General features: G+C 48.1%; 20 protein-coding genes. 13 read left to right on the forward strand and 7 right to left on the reverse strand.

The genetic code is table 11. The features are described 5' to 3' along the window. The first annotated feature begins 213 nt into the window (after positions 1–213). From L1285_RS19390 to L1285_RS19410, 5 genes are all read left to right on the forward strand, one after another. Positions 214–1275, forward strand: a complete 1062-nt coding sequence (locus L1285_RS19390) for a hypothetical protein (protein ID WP_235413843.1) — start codon at positions 214–216, stop codon at positions 1273–1275. Between the two features lie 11 nt (positions 1276–1286). After that, entirely contained in the window at positions 1287–2336 is a 1050-nt protein-coding gene (locus L1285_RS19395; RefSeq protein WP_235413844.1) for a hypothetical protein, read from the forward strand. A 313-nt stretch (positions 2337–2649) separates the two neighbouring features. Continuing rightward, a complete protein-coding gene (locus L1285_RS19400; protein ID WP_235413845.1) occupies positions 2650–3132 on the forward strand; it encodes a GNAT family N-acetyltransferase in 483 nt (160 codons plus the stop codon). A 163-nt stretch (positions 3133–3295) separates the two neighbouring features. Then, on the forward strand, positions 3296–4324 hold the full coding sequence (locus L1285_RS19405; RefSeq protein ID WP_235413846.1) for a cytochrome-c peroxidase: 1029 nt from the start codon (positions 3296–3298) through the stop codon (positions 4322–4324). Further along, positions 4321–6654, forward strand: coding sequence for a response regulator (locus L1285_RS19410; RefSeq protein WP_235413847.1), 2334 nt, complete (start codon positions 4321–4323; stop codon positions 6652–6654). Before L1285_RS19405 ends, L1285_RS19410 begins: the two co-directional genes overlap by 4 nt. A gap of 215 nt (positions 6655–6869) precedes the next feature. Here L1285_RS19410 and L1285_RS19415 read toward each other — a convergent pair whose 3' ends face one another. Next, positions 6870–7226, reverse strand: a complete 357-nt coding sequence (locus tag L1285_RS19415; RefSeq protein ID WP_235413848.1) for a DUF2237 family protein — start codon at positions 7224–7226, stop codon at positions 6870–6872. A gap of 249 nt (positions 7227–7475) precedes the next feature. Between L1285_RS19415 and L1285_RS19420 the strand changes: the two genes are divergently transcribed. Beyond that, positions 7476–8129 carry a hypothetical protein gene (locus L1285_RS19420; protein WP_235413850.1) on the forward strand — a complete coding sequence of 218 codons (654 nt, stop codon included), beginning with the start codon at positions 7476–7478 and terminating at the stop codon, positions 8127–8129. 87 nt (positions 8130–8216) lie between these two features. Here L1285_RS19420 and L1285_RS19425 read toward each other — a convergent pair whose 3' ends face one another. Both L1285_RS19425 and L1285_RS19430 read right to left on the reverse strand, forming a co-directional pair. Beyond that, positions 8217–9107, reverse strand: a complete 891-nt coding sequence (locus L1285_RS19425; RefSeq protein ID WP_235413852.1) for a DMT family transporter — start codon at positions 9105–9107, stop codon at positions 8217–8219. 302 nt (positions 9108–9409) lie between these two features. Next, complete coding sequence (locus L1285_RS19430; protein ID WP_235413854.1) at positions 9410–10024, reverse strand: flavin reductase family protein; 615 nt, start codon at positions 10022–10024, stop codon at positions 9410–9412. A 104-nt stretch (positions 10025–10128) separates the two neighbouring features. Here L1285_RS19430 and L1285_RS19435 point away from each other — a divergent pair, with 104 nt between their 5' ends. The 3 genes from L1285_RS19435 to L1285_RS19445 all read left to right on the forward strand — a co-directional run bounded on the left by L1285_RS19435 (position 10129) and on the right by L1285_RS19445 (position 12181). Continuing rightward, positions 10129–11052 (forward strand): histone deacetylase family protein, encoded by a 924-nt coding sequence (locus L1285_RS19435; protein ID WP_235413856.1) that lies wholly within the window; start codon positions 10129–10131, stop codon positions 11050–11052. Between the two features lie 81 nt (positions 11053–11133). Further along, positions 11134–11646, forward strand: coding sequence for a hypothetical protein (locus L1285_RS19440; RefSeq protein ID WP_235413857.1), 513 nt, complete (start codon positions 11134–11136; stop codon positions 11644–11646). Positions 11647–11734: 88 nt separating this feature from the next. Continuing rightward, a complete protein-coding gene (locus L1285_RS19445) occupies positions 11735–12181 on the forward strand; it encodes a hypothetical protein (protein ID WP_235413858.1) in 447 nt (148 codons plus the stop codon). A 156-nt stretch (positions 12182–12337) separates the two neighbouring features. Here the strand turns inward: L1285_RS19445 and L1285_RS19450 are convergent, their stop codons facing one another. Further along, on the reverse strand, positions 12338–13321 hold the full coding sequence (locus L1285_RS19450) for a helix-turn-helix transcriptional regulator (protein WP_235413859.1): 984 nt from the start codon (positions 13319–13321) through the stop codon (positions 12338–12340). A 331-nt stretch (positions 13322–13652) separates the two neighbouring features. Beyond that, the gene (locus tag L1285_RS19455) at positions 13653–15761 is read right to left on the reverse strand and encodes a neutral/alkaline non-lysosomal ceramidase N-terminal domain-containing protein (protein ID WP_235413860.1); all 2109 of its coding nucleotides are present in this window, start codon (positions 15759–15761) and stop codon (positions 13653–13655) included. Between the two features lie 300 nt (positions 15762–16061). On the opposite strand from L1285_RS19455, the gene L1285_RS19460 reads away from it, so the two are divergent. Both L1285_RS19460 and L1285_RS19465 read left to right on the forward strand, forming a co-directional pair. After that, positions 16062–16292: a DUF6429 family protein gene (locus L1285_RS19460; RefSeq protein ID WP_130243789.1), complete on the forward strand. Its 231-nt coding sequence runs from the start codon at positions 16062–16064 to the stop codon at positions 16290–16292. 298 nt (positions 16293–16590) lie between these two features. After that, positions 16591–16959: a hypothetical protein gene (locus L1285_RS19465; protein ID WP_235413861.1), complete on the forward strand. Its 369-nt coding sequence runs from the start codon at positions 16591–16593 to the stop codon at positions 16957–16959. A gap of 99 nt (positions 16960–17058) precedes the next feature. On the opposite strand, the gene L1285_RS19470 is transcribed toward L1285_RS19465, so the two are convergent. Then, positions 17059–17466, reverse strand: coding sequence for a VOC family protein (locus tag L1285_RS19470; RefSeq protein ID WP_235413862.1), 408 nt, complete (start codon positions 17464–17466; stop codon positions 17059–17061). Positions 17467–17538: 72 nt separating this feature from the next. Beyond that, on the reverse strand, positions 17539–17949 hold the full coding sequence (locus L1285_RS19475; protein ID WP_235413864.1) for an AraC family transcriptional regulator: 411 nt from the start codon (positions 17947–17949) through the stop codon (positions 17539–17541). A 364-nt stretch (positions 17950–18313) separates the two neighbouring features. Here L1285_RS19475 and L1285_RS19480 point away from each other — a divergent pair, with 364 nt between their 5' ends. Both L1285_RS19480 and fos read left to right on the forward strand, forming a co-directional pair. Next, on the forward strand, positions 18314–18784 hold the full coding sequence (locus L1285_RS19480; protein ID WP_235413865.1) for a GNAT family N-acetyltransferase: 471 nt from the start codon (positions 18314–18316) through the stop codon (positions 18782–18784). Positions 18785–18799: 15 nt separating this feature from the next. Further along, positions 18800–19198 carry a fosfomycin resistance glutathione transferase gene (fos, locus tag L1285_RS19485; protein WP_235413867.1) on the forward strand — a complete coding sequence of 133 codons (399 nt, stop codon included), beginning with the start codon at positions 18800–18802 and terminating at the stop codon, positions 19196–19198. Positions 19199–19236: the final 38 nt, after the last annotated feature.

The following is a 19236-nucleotide window of genomic DNA, read 5'->3' on the forward strand; positions in this document are numbered from 1 at the left end:
AAAGTTTAATTTAAATTATCTTTGTGGTTGATTTTTGATCATATACTCATTAGCTTATTATTCGCTTTAACTAAAAGGTCAGATGTCAGATGAGTGCTGTTTTTGCACAGTGATACCTAAGGGAATGTCCCTGGTACAGCAATATTGCACGGTGGTATAAATCTGAAGACTGGTCACAGAACACAATGATATTAATAGGATAAAGAGGGAATTATGCAGCACAAAATCAAATACTTTCTGCGTCTGTCTTGGCTCTTCCTGCTAAGTTCGGTGGCATTTAATACGTTTGCAAGTGGTTATAAAGTTGTTCTTATTCATGGTCTTCAGACCAGCCAAATTACGTCTGGTTACCCCATTGATGTACCCGCCGATGGCGCGTCTTACTGGTCTGAGTTTTGGGCGCAGCATGCGGATGTTCGCATTGACTGGCCGGCGCTGGAGCGCATTGAAGGCAAGATTGCCAGCAATTATGTATGGCCTAAGCTAAAGCAAATGTCACAGCAGGGCACTTGTCAGCCGGGTTGTATTTTAGTGACTCACTCTACGGGCGATTTGGTTGCGCGTTATCTGTTAGATAATCAGGCAAACTGGCTTGAAAATGCCGGCATGACACCGCTGAATATTGTCGCCACGTTTGATATCGCCGGTGCCGGTGGTGGCAGTGAGCTGGCCGATTTAGCCGTCAGTGTGGCGCAAGGCACAGCGGGCCTGAACCCATTGCTAGAGGCCGCCATTACGGTCTGGCTGGGCGGCTCTGTTGAAGGCCGCTTGGGTGTGCTTAACGACCTGAAAGTGAACAACGCCAGACAAATCGCGGCGTTACCAGAAGCAAGAACGCCCAGATTACGCTTTGTTGCAGATGGCACACTGTTTTTGGGTGCCACCAAACTTTTCCTCAAAGGCACAGACGACAGTGTTGTTGCAACCCACTCTGCGTGTGGCGCGAGCCGTGCCGATAACTTTGGCAGCTGTAGTGCCAGTATTGCAACCAGCGGCAAGCTAGCCTCTCAGAGCGATGCCGTAAGCGGGTTTATGCCACATCATTACCCTATGCTGATGAGTGATAAATACGATCACTTCTCTGTGATCAACGACCGTGCAGAAGGCAAAGTGACTGCAGCTCTGACCAGCAGACAGCTGCTTGATGGCAATGTCGTAAACTTCAACACCTACGATGAACAAACCGGTGCCTGGTTCTGGAAGAGTACCTATCGTTATGTTGAAAATTCAGCAAATAACAGTCTGTCTCGCCTGATGCTGAACGCTATGCGATAGGAGAGACAGGTATGAAGCCCCGGATGTTCATTATTTTGATGTGTGTGGCAATCGGGCTTGGTTACTGGTGGCTCAGCGATGACGCTGAGCCTACTCAGCCTGGAGTCAAAGCTAAGACGCAGGAACCCGAAGAGTATGAAAAACCAGTACTAAAGGCAGCAATCATTGCGACTCAGGCCAAACCGGATGCGCAGCGTGAGCGTCACATGCCCGTTGCCATGACGGAGGCGGCAGCGCAAGTCGCTGATTTGTATGCGCAGCAGCTGCAATATGCCCCATACTCCCAGCCGCTCACACTGGCAGATGCCGACAGACTGACCCCCAATCACTTTTATCCTGTCACTATACCGACGCAGAATATCGACGAGGTGTTGACGCTCAAAGTCAGTCAGTATCGTTTTGTTTTTCCCGAGCCAATAGAGTTAGTGCTGACGGGGAGTGATATTTACGGTGCCAGCATATCTGTCAGCGAAGTAGAGAGCAACAAAGTGCTGACTACCCAAAGCCTGATAGAGCAAGAAGGTAGCTATTTTGCCAGCATATCCGCAAAGAAAGACTTTCCCCGGGAATTGCAACTGACTGTTCGCGCGCACGTTCGGGGCGATGAAATCCCGCTGGTGGCACAAGTTCAGTATATGAAGCCCAGTGCTGAGTTGCTGAGTCTTGAGCAGGCTTGGGTGCAGGGGAGCGATCTGCTGGTTGACGCCAGGCTCAAAGTGCAGGAAGCCGGCATTTATCGGATCAGGGCAAATTTGTTTGCAGGCGATCAGCCCTTGTCGCATGTGGTTGCCAGAAAACGATTAAGTGAAGGTGTGCAGACTTTACCACTTAAAATTCACCAAAGCGTATTACCAGACCAGGCAACAGGATTAAAACTGACCACGTTTGTGGTGGAGCGCATGTCTGGCTCACCGCAGGAAAAAGCGCGTTTTGGCCGCAGTAAAGTGGATATGTATTCGCTGGAGGCAGTGGATTTGTCTGATCTGCAAAGGCAGCCCTATACACCTAGTGCACAAGAGCAACAAAAACTAGCTTTTTTGAAGCAATTAGGCAAGCAGTAGTGTAACGGGCAGGAAAGTGCAGAACGCTATGGCTGGATAACTCATTGCGTAACTCGTTTCTCTGCCTGTAACTTGAACAGGGCTCAAGCGCATTAACAAAAAGCTCTCTCCTCCAAAAATCACATATCAGTTAAGTCAGTAATTGTCTTTTTCTCTCATCTGGCCTGCTTGAACTACTTGGGATTGTTCGCTAAGGTGTTTGTTTCTAATATGGTTAATGATGAGTTGTACTCTATTTAGGTGTTGTAATGAACCCATGTAACACCACCAAGCGATCTTTTGTTGCTATGATATAACAAATTAAGGGATGAAGATGATCACAATTAACAGGCTTAGTGTCACTTATATTGACGCGGTTGAGGCGATTCAGCTTGCCCCAGAGCAGCTTCGCTTTGCCGGTACACCGCAAGAGTTTTTGAGCGAACGCTGTGAAACCACACACCTGCATGTTATTTGCAATCAAGGGACAGTGGTTGGCTATTTTAAACTGGATCTGGCCTATGCCGACAAATACACCTATTGTCCCAGCTCAGCGCTCGGCTTACGCGCCTTTGTGATCGACAAGCAGTACCAGGGACAAGGGTTGGGAAGTGCGGCGATGAGGGCCCTACTAAGTTACCTGGCGCTTCACTATGCTCAATATCGTTGGCTATATTTGGGCGTTAACTGCGAGAATCCCGGTGCCTACGCGTGTTATAAAAAAGCCGGGCTGAAAGTGCGTCAAGAAAAATACTTAGGTGGCCCTGCGGGTCCGCAATACATTATGTACAGTGAAATCTCTCTTTCACTAACTTAAATCTGAGCTTCGTCTGGCAGGTGGGAGCAGGCTAAAACCACACACAGTGATGTCATGGCAAGTTCCTTAATCACTCTGTGAGTGCGATAAGAAGTTTTTGATTTAAGTGTCTATACTTACGTTTTGTCACCGGCTTAAAAGTCGCTTCAAGGACGTCTGATGTATGAGTACCAAATATGTGGTGATTGTATTTAGCGCGCTGATAGCGGTATTTTTGCTCCTCGCCGCTCAATTTTATTTTTCTGATCCGCATCGCCACAGTTTGAGCTCTGACCCTAGCAGCATGGAGCTTGTCAGTTATGAACCTCAATGGGTTGATGCGGCTATCCAGCCGTTGCCGCAAATAAAGCAATACGAAGTAGGCTGGGTGCAGCTTGGCAAAGCCTTGTTTAAAAGCCCGCTACTTTCGGCCGACAACACCACTTCTTGTGCATCCTGTCACGATTTATATAACGGCGGAGACGATGGTTTTCCCGTTTCGGTGGGCATAGATCAGCAACTGGGAAGTCGCAATGCGCCCAGTGTTATCAATGCGGTTTTTAATTTCAGGCAATTCTGGGACGGGCGCAGCGCGGATTTAACCAGTCAGCTGCCATTGCCTATCCACAGCCCGTTAGAGATGGCGAGTAACTGGCCTCAGGTGATAGGTAAGTTGAACCAGCAGCCTTACTTTGTAAGCAGCTTTAAAGCCTTGTCGGACGACGGTATCACAGCCGAGAACATTACTAAGGCCATAGTGGCCTTTCAAATGTCACTAGTCTCTGAAAATACCCCTATTGATGCCTATCTGCTTGGGGATAAACAAGCGTTAAGCGCACAACAACAACGCGGCTATCGCAAATTCGTTGAGTTTGGCTGCGTGACCTGTCATCAGGGGCGCAATATCGGGGGCAATATTTATCAGAAAATGGGCCGTCTGGAGAGTATGCCTGGTGAGCTTCTGAACGACTTTGGCAGATATCAGCTGACCCGCAATGAGCAGGACAAGTTTGTTTTCAAAGTACCGAGTTTACGTAATGTCGCCAGTACCGGCCCGTATTTTCATAATGGCTCGGTGGCGCAATTGTCGGATGCCATTCGGCTGATGGCAAGAGGGCAGCTGGGGCTTGAGATCAGCGATGAGGATGTTGCTGATCTGGAAGCCTTACTACATGCTTTTTCCGGCGAACTTCCGAGGTCATTGAAAGAGTGAAATATCTAATTGAAGTCACAGTACTTTTGCTGATCTGGTGGGCGGGCACTCAGGTCATTGAGCAATACCAGCAGCTGCAAGATACCCAGGCAAAAATGGCACTAAAAACGCGGCTCAACCGGGCAACGACTGAGCTATCGCTCGAGACGCTCTCTGCGATGGACAGCAACATTTATCATTTTGACCGGCATGCGCAAAAGCAACTGGAGTTTGAGAGTGTATATAATGAGCTGACGTCACAGCACTTACTGAGCGATGAAATGAGTCAGGCGGTTGCGCGGTTTCACGATGCCATAGATACCTATATGCAGCTGGCCTCAATGCTTAAGACCTCTTATCGTTATATCGCAAAACAGGAGCTTGAAAAAAGCACGTTTTCGACGCAGGCACAGGCCGTGGTGAGTCACAGCGCCGCGCTGGTGTCTAATTTGCAGGTGACCAATTCGCACACTGTTATTGAGCAGGTGCGAGAGCAGCTCGAGCACACCATGGCCTCGCTTGAGCAATTTGAACAGGAAGACCGTAGCTTCAGGGTGATGCGTTTGCATATCGCCTTTATTCTGGAAAACGCGCTAACGGCTTCTAACTTGCTGGTGCCTGTGCAAAATAGCACATTATCTACCGCTATTCTGAAAGACACCCAGCAGCTTGGTGAGCAAATCGATGTTGTTTACTGGCAGATGATACAGTCAATTTTTCTCTTTTTATTGCTGGTGTTTACCCTGGTTGTAATCGTGTTATTACGCCTGATGAGCGGCCTTAAAAAAGCCAATGCGCAGGCTAACCAGGCAGCCGAAACCAAGTCGTTGTTTTTATCCAATATGTCTCATGAGATCAGAACGCCGATGAACGGGATCATGGGTCTGACAGATATTCTGCTGGCGACGGAACTGACCTCAGTCCAAAGAAATTATCTGGAGAAAGTGCGCTTTTCGGCCAATGCACTGACGACCATCATTAACGATATTCTCGATTTTTCAAAAATAGAGTCTAAGAAGCTGCACATTGAGCAAACCCCCTTTCAGTTTGAAGAATTGCTGGATAACCTGAGATCCCTGATCACACCCATAGCCAACACCAAAGGGGTGAAGCTGATTTTTGATATCGACCCTCAGCTTGGCGAATGGTATGTCGGCGATCCGGTTCGTATTAATCAGATTATGCTGAACTTTGCGTCTAACGCCGCTAAATTTACCGAAGAAGGGGCAATTACACTCGGTGTTCACCGGCAACCTAAAGATGCCACCAGTGATTGGGTTGAGATTTCGGTCAGTGACACGGGCATAGGTATTGAGCAAGACAAAGTTGCGCAGCTGTTCGAGCGCTTTACTCAAGCCGAGTCTTCGACCACACGGCGCTATGGCGGCACCGGGCTGGGCTTGACCATTTGTAAATTGCTCGCAGAGCTGATGCAAGGGGAGATCACCGTCAGCAGCGAAGTTGGTGTTGGTTCAACATTCACGGTTCGTCTACCGATGGCAACGCTCAGCCAAGCGCCGGTGGCAAACGAAGCGGCAGATAAAGTTGTACTGGCAGGCTCGATACTGATCGTTGAAGATGACCCTATATACATGGAGGTCAGCGTCAATATTGCAACTTCGGTTGGGCTGACGGTCGCGCGTGCGCACAGTGGCGCCGAAGCCGAGGCGCGGTTGTCATCCGACACCTTTGATATGCTACTGCTTGACTGGGTGCTGCCAGACTGTGAAGCCAATGAGCTGTTAGAAAAACTTGAAGCCCTTGCGATATTGCCCGACAGGGTGGTGATTTACACCGCACACTCAGAGCAAAGTATAACGCCTACGGTTGATTATCCAATTCTCTACAAGCCTTTGTTAAAAAGAGATTTGATTGGTATTTTTATCAAAAATGGAGTAGGCGATAACGCGGCAACGCAAGAGCAGATGCCTGTAGTCAGCTCTGATAAACCACCAGAGACAGCTCAGACGCCCACATATCGGGTTTTACTGGTCGAAGACAATGATATTAACCGCATAGTGGCCACCAAACTGCTTGACCGGTTTAATTTGGAGATTGTGGTGGCAGAGAATGGCCAGCAAGCCGTCGATGCAATCAAAGCCTGCGATGGCGCGTTTGATCTGGTTTTAATGGACATTCAGATGCCGGTAATGGACGGCATGGAAGCCACTCGCATTGTGCGCCAAAGCTTTGATGAGTCACAGCTTAAGATCATCGCTTTAACGGCCAATGTGATGCAAAGTGAGGTCGAAAAATACCTGGCAATTGGTATGAACGATCACCTTGGTAAGCCATTTAAAACCGATGAACTGGATAGAATTCTGAATCGGTATTTGTTTGATATGCATTAAGAGCGGTCAGTATTTGGTATTTAGAAAGGTATCAAAAGTCATTCGGATGCAAAAAGTTAAATGACTATAAGCACATGATAGTTAGGTTTTTAAACCTCCTGCATGACGCGAACCACAGGTAAGTTAGAAAACCCTGCAAGTAACCTATTGCAGGGACTGGTTTCAGTAAGCGTCAAGCATGGTCATTCAAGCCCAAGTGTGAATGGGCGTATGAACTAGTGTTGATGGGCCTGTAGCACCTTAAGTGGGATAATTTCCAGTGCATTCTCGTGCGTAGCTTCGAGATTGACGGGCGGTGCAACGCCGGCTTCGTAAGCTTCTTTCCATCTTAGTGCGCACAGACACCATCCGTCCCCCGGCTTTAAACCCGGAAAACCGTATTCCGGGTAGGGGGTGCTTAAGTCATTGCCTCTTGATTTGGTAAAGGTTAAAAAGTCTTCAGTGACCGTCGCACAAATTACATGGGTGCCAACATCCATCTGATTAGTGTTACAAAAACCATCTCTTAAAAAGCCAGTTAACGGATCCGTGCAGCAAGACTGCAGCGCTCCACCTAGTACATTTTTAGCCATGTTTAACTTCCATTCTTGATACAGTTAGGGCTTTGTACGTATGTGCTTGCAGTGGGGTTTACTGTGGGTGAAGTGTTTACTGGGGAGCGCGAACCAGGAGACAGAACACAGAGGCTGGTCTTACTTCTGAACAACGTACTTTTGTTTTACGCCAATAAGTAGTGGGGCTGGTATTTTTTAACGCCTTTTCTACGTTACTATATCCATGATATAGACAAATTATGAGTGTATTAAAAGGAATGTATCAGAATGAAAGCCAATGAATTTTACAGCCTTTCAGAAGAGCTGGGGAGCAAGTATCTATTACCTCTGGGTTTCAGGTTTAATAATGGCGGGTGGTACTTCGCCGATGACAATTACATGTTGGCTTTTGAACTGGCCAATATTTCTCATTCCCAGAGCATTTTTCTAAAATATCTGACGGTAGTTTTCTATAACTATGTTAAGTGTGAGGATTTCCAGGCGATGCAGCCGATGCAGTATGCTGATCACTATGGTCCGGTGCAGATAAACCCTATGCAGCTTCCTGCGTATGAACAATGGCAGTATACAAACGCGCACAATAGTCGTGGGGAAACATCCGCCTATTTCCCCCTCTACTACGGTGGGCTGATTGGGGCCGAGCCGATAAGGCAAGGCTTTTTTGTTAAAAAACAGTGGGAAATGCCAAAGGGGTTACTTCCTGGCTGGATCACTGAACGCGGTGCCGATATCGTTACTGAAGACGAAGCCAGAGAGTTGCTGAAAAAGGCGATGATCAACACCGCAGAGTATGTTTTTAAATGGGCAGATACACTGACACCCCATGAAATCATTCGGCAGATCGAAGAAAACGGCGATGATTGGTTTGTCGAAAAGGAGTGGGTAAAAGCTTACAAAGCGCATCTGGCAGCACAAGTCTAAGTAAGGTAGATATGAAAGCAGGTACAATGGTGCCGCTCAGGTATTTTGTTCCTGCTTCCTTACCTATCTGTTAAGTGTTATGTAGCCTCACCCCTGCAACAACAAAAACACCCCAAACAAAGCAATCGCACCGCCGCAGAGCATGGCTCTGGTAACGGCCTCTTTGCGGATCAGGCTCAGCGTCATCACCATCAAGGGGGCGGTCGCGAAAATAGTTTGCGCAATGGCCGGATCGGTGTGGTTAACGGAGATAAGCTGTAACCACAGCCCGATAAAGGTGCCAAAAAACACCGCCACGAATAGCCAGCGTTTTCCTGACAGCTGTCTGAGCGTGAGTGCTTTGTTGAGGCTGTGTGATTTCAGGCAAGCGACCAGACAGGCAACAAAGAAAGTGCCCGACGCGAGGCGGATCAAGGCGGCCCACAAACTGCCGATGGATTCATTATTTAAAGCGCCCTTGGAGAGCACCATGCCAGCGGCCTGACAGGTTGCAGCACTCAGCGCAAATGCGATGCCTAAAAAATAATGCTTTGGATTGGGAATAGGCTGCGCTTTGCCAGGTTTTATCGCCAGCATCACGCCAAAAGTGGTCACTAGAATACCCAGCCAGGCAACCGGACCCAGATAGACGCCCAGGATCAGCATATTCAGCATACCCGCAATCGCAGGTGCCAGGCTTTCTACCACTAAAGTGCGCGCCGGGCCGATATTTCTGAGCGCAGCAAAGTAGGCGCTGTCGCCAATGGCAATACCGAGTACGCCACTGGCGATAAGCCAGGCCCAGCTCGATAACTGGGCGGGATAGGCGGTATCCTGAACAAGGAGCAGACATAGCACCATCAAGGCTGAAGCAATCACGCCCTTACTGACATTCAACTCGAACGGACTCAGGTGGTGGCTAAAGCGTTTGTACAGCAAAGTTGAAAACGCCCAAACAAACGCCGCACTGATGGCTGCCCCTTCGCCTATTCCAATCATCTTATTCTTCTTCTGCTGAGTTAAAAGCGGCTAGTATACATAAACCAATTGAAAGAGACAGGGATGCAGCCTTCGTTGAATAAAAATCGTGAAAGAGTGACGTCGTGATGAACTGCGTTTATTTTCGCGGTCTTATCTTATGCACGGCTGGCCGCTTGCATAGCGTTTGTAGGCTTTTTAGTGATTGCCTAAACATGCGGGTCAGTTGAGCTTATATTGAGCAAGCGCTGTGAGGTGTCTCACTGCGCTTGCAGATCATAAAGCCTCAGCCGGTAGCCTTAAACAGTAGGCTGCTCTGCTGACTAATCAGGCCTTGCCTTAGTAAACGGTGCTGTGATCCCGCTATACTCTGCGCTGCCAAGGCGTGCCAGTGGCGCGGCTTTGTCGGCGTGCACTTTAATCCGCTGCTTGTGGTCAAGCTCAACTACTTTATCGCTCAGGTATAAACTGACTATCTTCACAAACACCAGATTTTGCGGCGTGTCGCCTATCTCCTGTACTTCATACAGCTCACACCCATAGGCGATATCGCAGTGGGCAATCCGCGGCATGGTAAAGCCGTTAAAATCAGCCAGTGCGACGTTGTTTGCTGTGACCTCAGACTCGCCATGGGGCAAAGTTGCGGCTGTTTGCGTCACTAACTCAGCATCTTGCTCAGAGGCAATGTGGATCACACAGCGCTGTGTGGCTTTGATGTTTTTCACTGTGTCTTTGATTTCTCCGCCGGGCTTTTTTCCGGCTGAAAACATCAACAAAGGCGGGGCGCTGGATACCGCCGTAAAATAAGAAAAGGGGGCCAGATTATAGTTTTGCTCGCCCGACTCGGTTAACACCCAGGCAATGGGCCTGGGGATCACGGTTTGAGTCATCAGGTGATAAATCTGGATTGGCGAAAAATCGGCAAAGTTCAGTTCCATAAGGCAAATCAGGCAAAGTAAAGGGACAGATATGGTGCCACACTAACTATCAGCTGGAAAGATGCGTTACACTCACGCCATCCGTGTTTTGGTTTGTTTTGGATATGTATATAAATCGCCAACCCCTTAATACCCGTTTGCCTTTGGTGTATCACCCCAACTATTCATTTAGTTTTGACCCAAATCATCGCTTTGTGATGAGTAAATTCGCCAATTTATATCAGCAGGTGAAGGCACTGGGGTTAATTGGCGACAATCTATATCAGCCTCCACTGGGCTCACCTGAAGCACTGGAAACGGTGCACTGCGATACCTACCTGTGGGACTTATGGCGCAATCAGCTGGATGATAAAGCCATGCGCCGCATTGGTCTGCCCTGGTCAGAGCAACTGATGGCACGCACCTTTACCGCCCCGCTTGGCACACTTAAAACAGCCGAACTGGCGCTGCAAAATGGCATTGCCTGCCACCTTGCGGGGGGCACCCACCATGCGCATTATGACTTTGGTTCTGGCTATTGCATGGTGAACGACTTAGCGTTTACTTCCACAACCTTGATAGAGCAAGGTAAGGTAAACAATGTGCTCATCTTTGATTTGGATGTTCATCAGGGGGATGGCACGGCGGCCATGCTTAAACACAATCCCTACGTGTTTACCTGCTCCATCCATTGCGAAAAGAATTTTCCGTTTCGTAAACACCAAAGCGACCTGGATATGGGCCTGGCGAACAACCTCAAAGATGCCCAGTACCTGAGTATTGTTGAAGACACACTAAAAGGGCTGCTGAGTGATGTAAACCCGGATCTGGTACTGTACGATGCCGGTGTGGATATCTGGGAGCACGATGGCCTGGGCAAACTGGATATCAGTTGGCGCGGCCTGGAGCAGCGCGATGCCCTGGTGCTCAAAACCTGCCAGCAAGCCGGCATTCCAGTTGCCACTGTGATTGGCGGTGGCTACGACAAAGATCACCTGCGCCTGGCTCAGCGCCATGCCATTGTGGTAGAGCAGGCAGCATTGCTTTAAACTCATGTATACGTGATTAAGGTTCAATTGGATAAATAAATGGCCTGCACTTGTTAGTGAAGAATTATAAAAGGAGAAAAAATGAGATATTTACTTGGGCTTGTGATTTTGTTTGTCTTGGGGTGTGCACAGCCACCCAAAAGTGCCGCTACTTACGCTAATGCAAATGTTGGCGAGCCGGATGGCGACAAAGCTGTTCTTGTTCTATACAGGAAAACGGTTCCGCCGTTAATCTATTCAGTAACAGCCAAAGTTAATGGTAATGACTTTGCAACGCTTCCTAACGATGCATTTTCCTGGACTTTCTTAACGCCAGGGAAGAACCGTATCGATATAAGCTGGCCTCTGCTCGCTTTGACTCCAGGTAAGACGATTACGCTCGATGTATCACCCGGCAAGTACTATTTTGTTGAGTTCGGTGGAGATATTCATATGGCCGGTGTTGGGGCTGTTGCATATAATACTCACGATGTTTCTGTTATCAGCTATGAGGCTGGTCTTGCTGATGTGAGGGAATGTTGCCTGTATATGCCTAGTAAACTACCTCTTGGTTTGAATAACAAGCGAGCTGAATCACAGCAGAGTAATGAATAAATAACAGGCGATGTGTTAACTGCCGGGCAAAAAATTTCGAGCTGATTTTCAGCCGTATACGCATCGTTTTACAAATAAAAGGAATAATATGAAGTATATTTTGGCAATCATCTTGCTTGTGACTTCAATGCAAGGTGCTGCACAAACTGAAAACAGGCAGTCATCGCTAGTATGTATTCAGCTGATCCAAATAGTAGATTCTGCATTTTCACACAAAAGCCAAGGGAAAACCAAACAACAAATGCTAGCTCCCTTACCATCAAAAGAAGTATTAGCAGGTTATCCAAAGAATATGACTGCACAGCGGCTATTGGGTGAACAAATGCTCGAGGTGATTGCGGACATTTATTCTCATGAAGCGCTCCCTAAAGTGGCATATTCAGCTTACCGCGCAGAGAGTTGTCATCGCAGCACCACTGGTCAGCCTGTCGTTAAAGATTTTGCAAAGGTAATCGCTCAACTATCACAGTGTGGCAGTTTAGAAAAAGAGGCGCAGTACAAATGTGGGTTTGAACTTGCAAAGCCAGTGCTTTAATTGATACGCCACCCTTGTCATCCCGGGCGCTTGCGACCCGGGATCTGCTTAACGCCACTCGGCTCTCTAACCGGGCGGATTGAGGCCAGCGCGATAAGTGCAGGGTGTATCCATACCCCGCGGCTAGCGTTGATACAGCCCAGGACCCAACTCACTTCACCCAGCGCGCTGGCTATCCACCAGTTGTGCCAGTTCACTGCGGCTGTTTATCCCTACCTTGTCGTAAATTCGGTATAAATGATTAGACACGGTTGAAGGGGCCACATTCAGCTGTTTGGCAACCTCCTTAAAAGCCAGGCCTTTACACACCCATTCAACAATTTGGCGTTCGCGCGGGCTCAGGGTGTCGAGCGGACCGGGCAGTCTGAGCGTAACCATAAACAGCTCACCAAGCGCGCGAAACGAAACCGCCAGATTATTAATCTCCACGGTGGTTTGGTCTTTACCTATCGCAAAGGGCAGAGTCACCCCAGTGCGATTGGGAAAATACTCATTCAATAACGCGACAAAGCGCGGCTGCACCTGATGGAAACACCCGTTACTGTCGCAAATGGCAGACGTAGCCTGATCCTGGGTTTGTTGCAGCGCACTGCCAACGCGCAAGTGCAGAAAAAAGGCATGAGAGACTGCGTTGACCAGGTGGAATACCAGCCGCTCCTGCAACTGGCGCTCCTGCTCGGTAAACACCTGTTGGCGGTCGAAGCGATATAAACTGATCAGTGAATACAGACCATTGTCCTGGTCAAAATGACCCGCAGCCAGAATGCGTTCAATGCCATAGGGTTTAAACAATTTTTGATATAACTCAGACTGGTAAAAGGCATCATCGGCGATGACATCCTGCATATTGACTGGCTTACCGAGGTTGCTGATCACCGCTTCTTTTATCGGATTAATGGCTAATGTTTGTTGCAAGTGATGGGCATATTGCTCGTCTAAACCAAGATGACAAACATAGTGAAAGTGAATATCTGCACTGTTGCCGCTGCCCCAAAATGCGGCGTCAAAGTCGATGACTCTGGATAGTTGCTCGAGCGCCCAGACCCGGTAATTTTCCGGGGCAATGCGCGTGGCCTCTCGATATAAGGTGCTGATAAAGGCTTCTGAGTCTGAAGCCGCACGGTTTAAATGGGTTGTCATAATGTTATTTTGTCCGTGTTGTTATTCTTTGTTGCGCACGGGCTGTGAGCGGGTAGAGGTCAGATTATCAGACGCGTTTAGGTTAAATCTACTATTGGCCAACGTCGCCCGGCTGTTCCTGATTTTAGATAATAAGTGCAACAGTCATGAATTTGCAGGGGCCAATATGAAACCCAATTATCAGCTTTGATGTGTTTTGATTTGCCCAATGCGGATTATGTGTCACCGCTGGGGTTGCGCTGAGGACTTGATATCGTGGCCAGATATGGCCAAATGGATAACCAGGCCATGCAGAGATGGCCTGGTTGGTCAGCTTGTTTATGTTGCCAGCTTATTTGACGGTAAAGGTTCGGCTTTTGCCTGAGTAACTCTTTATGTTTCCACCCCAGCCGCTTTTCCAGTGGCCATTGTGTTTTATGCGATAGGTACCGGCGGGCATATCTGCATCTATGGTCCATTCCAGCTGTGCGAACGAGCAGGCCATGCAATCCGCTGCGGTATCGCGAGCCCAGGTAAATTTGGTGCTCAGATCATTATCGGTTAAGACGGTAGACCAGCCACCATTTTCATAGCGCTGTACTTCCATAAAGCTCGACATGGTTTTAAAGTTATTCTGAGGGTGGCCGGAGCGAAACTTCACCTTAACCGTATTACCACGCACGTAACTGCTGTTGGCATCATTCCAGGTTTGCCCGAAAGACTCCCACAGGCGTTTATCATCGTAAACCACCCCAATGGCATACACTTTTTGTTTGTTTGACCAATCCAGCGGGCTGGGACCACCCGCGACAGGTTGATTGTTTACCATAGCGCTGGCGAGCCCGGCAAAAATCTGACGGTAAGCCGCCAGGCTGTATTGGCCAAACAAAGTATGTGCGCCCTCGTAATACTGGATCTGATATTCTTCTTTGGTGGTGATATAGCCACCATAAGCATTGGCGAGTCCGGCAAATACCACAGTCGTGATGCCGCGAGGTGCAAGGGCTGCCTGCAAGTCATTGCGCAGGCGGCGTGCGGCCATGGTGGTCATTTCTCCCGGAGTACCCACAAGCGCCATATTGCCAATCTGGAAGAGCTGAAACGGCAGTGTGTCGGTATAGAGGTCTGCGCTGCTGCCCAGCTGAGTCGGCAAAAAGGTAGGTTTGGGATACTGACATACCTCATGTGTTTTGCTGCCCAGTACATTTTTATCGAACCCGAGCAGGCCACCAAAATCGTTAATGAACTTAAACGCCCCGCCTACTGCGCCGATCACTGTGGTGCGATCCCAGCTTGACCCTTCGTTGTCCTGGGTCATGCCTTCAAATACACCCGACTGACCAGACGGCCCGTCATAGGTGGCACCCGCGGTCATCGAAAAACCAATCGCGCCTTCACACAAAGACTGCGAACCGTTGCCGGTGTAGTGCCCCGAGATGCTCAGCCCGGGCAATTTAACGTACTGAAAGCGTACGTCTAAAGCACCACTGAGCGTGTCTGTTGCGTTGTTATACAGGCTCAGTGCTTTGTTATATTGCTTATTTGCCGATAGCGCGACATTGGCTTCATTGTTACCGGCACAGCCGTTTTCAGGGCCGCACACATTGGGCGAAACATCGCCTTCTTCACTGTTGGCAAAGGCAGCAACAAATTGACCCGACAGCGGCCAGTTAGCGCCTTTTTGCTTTTCAAACAATTGTGCTGCAACACCTTTGTTGTCGCCCGTAATAAGCCGCTGGCTTTGATTGCTCGAGACATTGTGCACACCAAACCAGTTGATCATGCCAATCTCCTGGCCATTGCTTCGTACCAGTTTTAACAGCGTCATGGTTTCGTTGACATTGGTTGCGTAGTCTCCCGCATCCGGGTTCTGGTTATAGGCGGTGGGGTTGCGGTTAACCGCCGTATTCGATAACTGGCCCTGATTAATATGAATGCTGCCAGCATCGCGGCTTAAAAAGGCATTACGGATAGACAGGTAGATACCGTTGACTATGGTGTTGTAATTGTCTTCATCATAGCCAAGGGCACTCATGTTCAGCATTATGTTGTGATCATAACCGCCTGGCCCTACGTGGACATGGGTTGCACTGAGCATCACATTATTCTGATTGAAAAAAGGTGCCAGTAAAGGATCGCTGGCCACCTTTTTGAGCACACCCTGATGCACCCCTTGCGTGATGCTTTGTAGGTCGGCACTGACAAAGGAGATAAATTGACTGGTGCCCGGTTTGCCAATCACAAACGCACGCGACCACAATCGTGTATGTATGCCTTTTGTGGTTTGTCCAACGTCACCATATCCCACCATGCCACGGTCGGCGGCAGGTCCGGTAATATCGTAGATCCCAGAGCCAATGAGCCAGTCATTGTTTGCATTGCTTCCCAGGCTAATAAGTATTAGCGCTAAGCCACTGAATTTAATCAGCCATGTTTTATATCTTGCGTGTAAAGTAGCCATACCAATCCCTCAGCCAGGCCCAAAAGCCCAGCTGTTTGCTATTTTTGTTAAGGATGTTCCCCATGTAAAAATGGGCGTATTGATACTCGCGAGATCAAGAGATATTAAAACCTCTTTGATAATTTAACGAAATAGTAATATTGACCTAACAACTCGATTGGTTTCTTGCTTTGAGCTGTGTTTGAACGGTTTGGCAACTAAAATGAAGATGGTGTTTGGTTTTCTGGGGCTGTCGGTAAAAAGGGTGGGAGTTTTTAGTGACGGCTGTTGATAAGCCACGGGTTCCGGATGGAGGTTTCAATGAACATAGATGAGCATAAAATTGATGACGCGGCGCTGGCGATACTGTCTTTGACACTGAACGAAGATGGCCGTGCCTGGAAGCAAATTGACTGGGTAGTGATGAGCAGGCTTTACGAAAAAGGCTTAATCCACGACCCCAGGGGAAAGCAAAAATCGGTTCAGTTTACAGAGCAAGGCGTGAAGCTTTCACGGCAATTGCTTGAACAGCTTTTTGCTGCAAAGGAATAGCTTTGCTAATGGGGTTGCGTCCCAGCTCTGAGGTCCGGGAGCCTAACTGCACATGCAAGCCTCAGAGTTGGCTGCAACCTCGTTAAGGCCATTTTCAGCCAGACTGTGCAATGATTAAAGCGTTTTGAGCCTATTATTCATGCGAGAAACTTATGTTTAGCGCTGAATAATGACCGTCATTGTCGAGGTATTGGAATCGTATTATGAGCCTATCTAAACAAGTTGTAACAGAGCATCTTAAGCGGTCTTTTTCACTGGTATTTGCGTTAATTTTTTATTACTTGCACTCGCTATCGTTGTGTCTTTGATCAGTAATATCTATGCCTCCTTCCTGGCAGGTGAAGAAGTGATGCAGATTTTCCTTAACTCAATCAATACCGGCATTATTGGTTTGGCAGTGTTTGAGCTGGCAACCATAATCAATGCTGAATACGCAGAAGTGCGCGAAACCAGCTCTGAAGAAGTGTCGGGCATTCAGCGTGCACTACCAAAGTTTGTTGGTATGGTTTGTGTAGCGCTTTCGCTGGAAGGGTTGATCATGGTGATTAAATACAGTCAGCTTGAGCTGGCAGGCAATTTATATTACCCGGTGGCAATTATTACCAGTACCGCCATGTTATTGGCTGCCCTGGGTTTGTTTATCTATCTCACCAAAAAGTCGTCCTAGTTGGGTACTTTGAAATTGCGCCTTCAGCAATTTGTCACTAGCGGATGGGCTTTATAACGCGGCCCATCGGCTAATTACTGTCGTTCATTTATCGCTCAGCTATCGCTGGACTAGGCTGAACCAGTTCCCTGAGTTGTCTACACCCATTGCTTCAATGCCGTATAGCTGCTCTGTGGGCGGTTGCATAAATTCCACACCTTTGGCGACAAGTGCGTCGTACGTTTGCTGGCAATTTTCCGTTTCGAACACGCCCGCGCCAAATGCGCCTTCTTTGACCAGGCTGCGGATTTTATCCGCTGCGTCTTTGCTGAACATGGGGCCCTCTTTTGGCTCGGCCAGTACCAGCTGAAGCTGAGAGTTCGATTTCGGATAAACCGTCAGCCATCGAAAACCGCCTTCTACTTTCATGTCATCACCAACTTCGAATCCGAGCTTATTTTTATAAAAATCAAGTGCTTCATCCTGGTTAAGGACATAGATTGTTGCATGTGCTATGGATGTGATCATGGTTATATTCCCTATTGTAAGTTCAACTTTATTGTATAGATAAAATCCTGCTAAGGTTTCTCCAATATTGCGCTATTTGCCCAAAAAGTGAAAAGCGTAGCAGGCAGGAATGGCCCGCGCGGGAAAGCAAAATGGCTCAGCCGACAAAGCCCACAGCTTGCGTCGATACAAAGTTGGCGCCATACCCGTTTGTTTTAAAAACAACGAAGAAAAGCTTCCCAGACTGGTGTAGCCCACATGCTCGCACACCTCTGAAATACTATAATTCTCTGTGATCAGCATTTTCTTAGCCTGCTCAACTCTGAGCCGGATCAAAAACTCGTTGGGCGTTTCACCGTAAGTATGCTTGAAAACACGTAAAAAATGGTAGGGCGAGAGATATGCCTGCTGTGCCATATCAGCCAGGCTAAGTGGCGTTTGAAAATTGTCAGTAATGTAATCCCTGCCAGCTTTCAGCCTGGTTAATTTGTAGCTTGTAGCCATAACAATTGACTTGCTGTCCGTTTTAATAATGCAGCGAGATTAGCCTGAGCCAAAAGCTGACTGCGCTCTTAAAAGCGCTCTATGCTAATCACAACTTGCGATAAGAATAATAAACTAGCACCGCTAAAACTCTTGCTCAAGCGCAAAATAGCCGAGTTGCGTTTCCAGTTTACGCGAAATAGGCGGTGCAACCAGATGTTGTTTAGATGCAAACGAACCGAACCTGATCTGCGCCTGTGAGTGGCGCTGAGAACACACTGACAGAGCCATTTTTTACTAGCATACATACTTGCACACACGTACCAATATTGAGACATTAATATTGAGGTATTAGTGCCTATCAGTCAGACAAGGAATAACACCATTGGAATTTTGTTTTCTCGCCGAACGACCCGAACTCAAGCCGCTGGTCGCAAAATGGTATTTTGAACAGTGGGGCGCTATCGTGCCCGATGCCTCTTTGTCTTCGTTTGAAGATAAGCTCACAGAGTATCTGCAAACGGATGCTATCCCTTTAATCGTGCTGTTGATGCAAGATAACAGGCCCATTGGCGCGGCTCAGCTGCGTTTTCATGAAATGACCATCTATCCGGATAAAACCCACTGGCTGGGTGGGGTTTATGTTGCTCCCCATGCAAGAGGCAACAAAGTTGCATCGGTACTGGTACAAAAAATTGAGCAGCTGGCGCTTTCTTTTGGTGTCCGGGAATTACACTTGCAAACCGAGCAGCAAGATGGTGGTTTGTACGCTCGCCTGGGCTGGCAGGCTCAGGAGCGAGTGAATTATCGCGGTGTAAATGTGGTTGTGATGTGCAAGCGTTTACCACATTCGTAAAGATTTGGGGGGAACATGATCACAGGATTGAACCATATCACTATAGCAGTCAGTGATTTACAGCAATCTATAAATTTTTATATGGATGTATTGGGCTTTACCGGTCACGTTAAATGGGAGACGGGTGCGTACTTATCAGTCGGTGAGTTGTGGTTTTGTCTGTCGTGCGATACCCCAAGTGCCAAAACGGACTATACGCACATTGCTTTTACAGTATCAGACGCTGACTTTCCCGGCTATTGCCAGAAGGTGCTGGCTGGCGGCACAAAACAGTGGAAACAAAATTCCAGTGAAGGTCACTCTTTATATATTCTGGACCCGGATGGCCACAAACTAGAGTTACATGCAGGTAATCTGACCAGCCGTTTGGACGCGCTTAAAATTAAGCCTTATAAACAGCTGGAATGGCTTTAATTGACTGCCTGAAAGCCCATTGACAGTGTGACCTTATA

This window comes from Pseudoalteromonas sp. DL2-H2.2 (assembly GCF_021532535.1).
GTDB classification, from domain to species: domain Bacteria; phylum Pseudomonadota; class Gammaproteobacteria; order Enterobacterales; family Alteromonadaceae; genus Pseudoalteromonas; species Pseudoalteromonas rubra_A.

Bases quoted from the DNA above. Each gene is read 5' to 3' on its own strand.
- L1285_RS19390 (WP_235413843.1), top strand. From the start codon at position 214: ATGCAGCACAAAATCAAATACTTTCTGCGTCTGTCTTGGCTCTTCCTG.
- L1285_RS19395 (WP_235413844.1), top strand. From the start codon at position 1,287: ATGAAGCCCCGGATGTTCATTATTTTGATGTGTGTGGCAATCGGGCTT.
- L1285_RS19400 (WP_235413845.1), top strand. From the start codon at position 2,650: ATGATCACAATTAACAGGCTTAGTGTCACTTATATTGACGCGGTTGAG.
- L1285_RS19405 (WP_235413846.1), top strand. From the start codon at position 3,296: ATGAGTACCAAATATGTGGTGATTGTATTTAGCGCGCTGATAGCGGTA.
- L1285_RS19415 (WP_235413848.1), bottom strand. From the start codon at position 7,226: ATGGCTAAAAATGTACTAGGTGGAGCGCTGCAGTCTTGCTGCACGGAT.
- L1285_RS19420 (WP_235413850.1), top strand. From the start codon at position 7,476: ATGAAAGCCAATGAATTTTACAGCCTTTCAGAAGAGCTGGGGAGCAAG.
- L1285_RS19425 (WP_235413852.1), bottom strand. From the start codon at position 9,107: ATGATTGGAATAGGCGAAGGGGCAGCCATCAGTGCGGCGTTTGTTTGG.
- L1285_RS19430 (WP_235413854.1), bottom strand. From the start codon at position 10,024: ATGGAACTGAACTTTGCCGATTTTTCGCCAATCCAGATTTATCACCTG.
- L1285_RS19435 (WP_235413856.1), top strand. From the start codon at position 10,129: ATGTATATAAATCGCCAACCCCTTAATACCCGTTTGCCTTTGGTGTAT.
- L1285_RS19440 (WP_235413857.1), top strand. From the start codon at position 11,134: ATGAGATATTTACTTGGGCTTGTGATTTTGTTTGTCTTGGGGTGTGCA.
- L1285_RS19445 (WP_235413858.1), top strand. From the start codon at position 11,735: ATGAAGTATATTTTGGCAATCATCTTGCTTGTGACTTCAATGCAAGGT.
- L1285_RS19450 (WP_235413859.1), bottom strand. From the start codon at position 13,321: ATGACAACCCATTTAAACCGTGCGGCTTCAGACTCAGAAGCCTTTATC.
- L1285_RS19455 (WP_235413860.1), bottom strand. From the start codon at position 15,761: ATGGCTACTTTACACGCAAGATATAAAACATGGCTGATTAAATTCAGT.
- L1285_RS19460 (WP_130243789.1), top strand. From the start codon at position 16,062: ATGAACATAGATGAGCATAAAATTGATGACGCGGCGCTGGCGATACTG.
- L1285_RS19470 (WP_235413862.1), bottom strand. From the start codon at position 17,466: ATGATCACATCCATAGCACATGCAACAATCTATGTCCTTAACCAGGAT.
- L1285_RS19475 (WP_235413864.1), bottom strand. From the start codon at position 17,949: ATGGCTACAAGCTACAAATTAACCAGGCTGAAAGCTGGCAGGGATTAC.
- fos (WP_235413867.1), top strand. From the start codon at position 18,800: ATGATCACAGGATTGAACCATATCACTATAGCAGTCAGTGATTTACAG.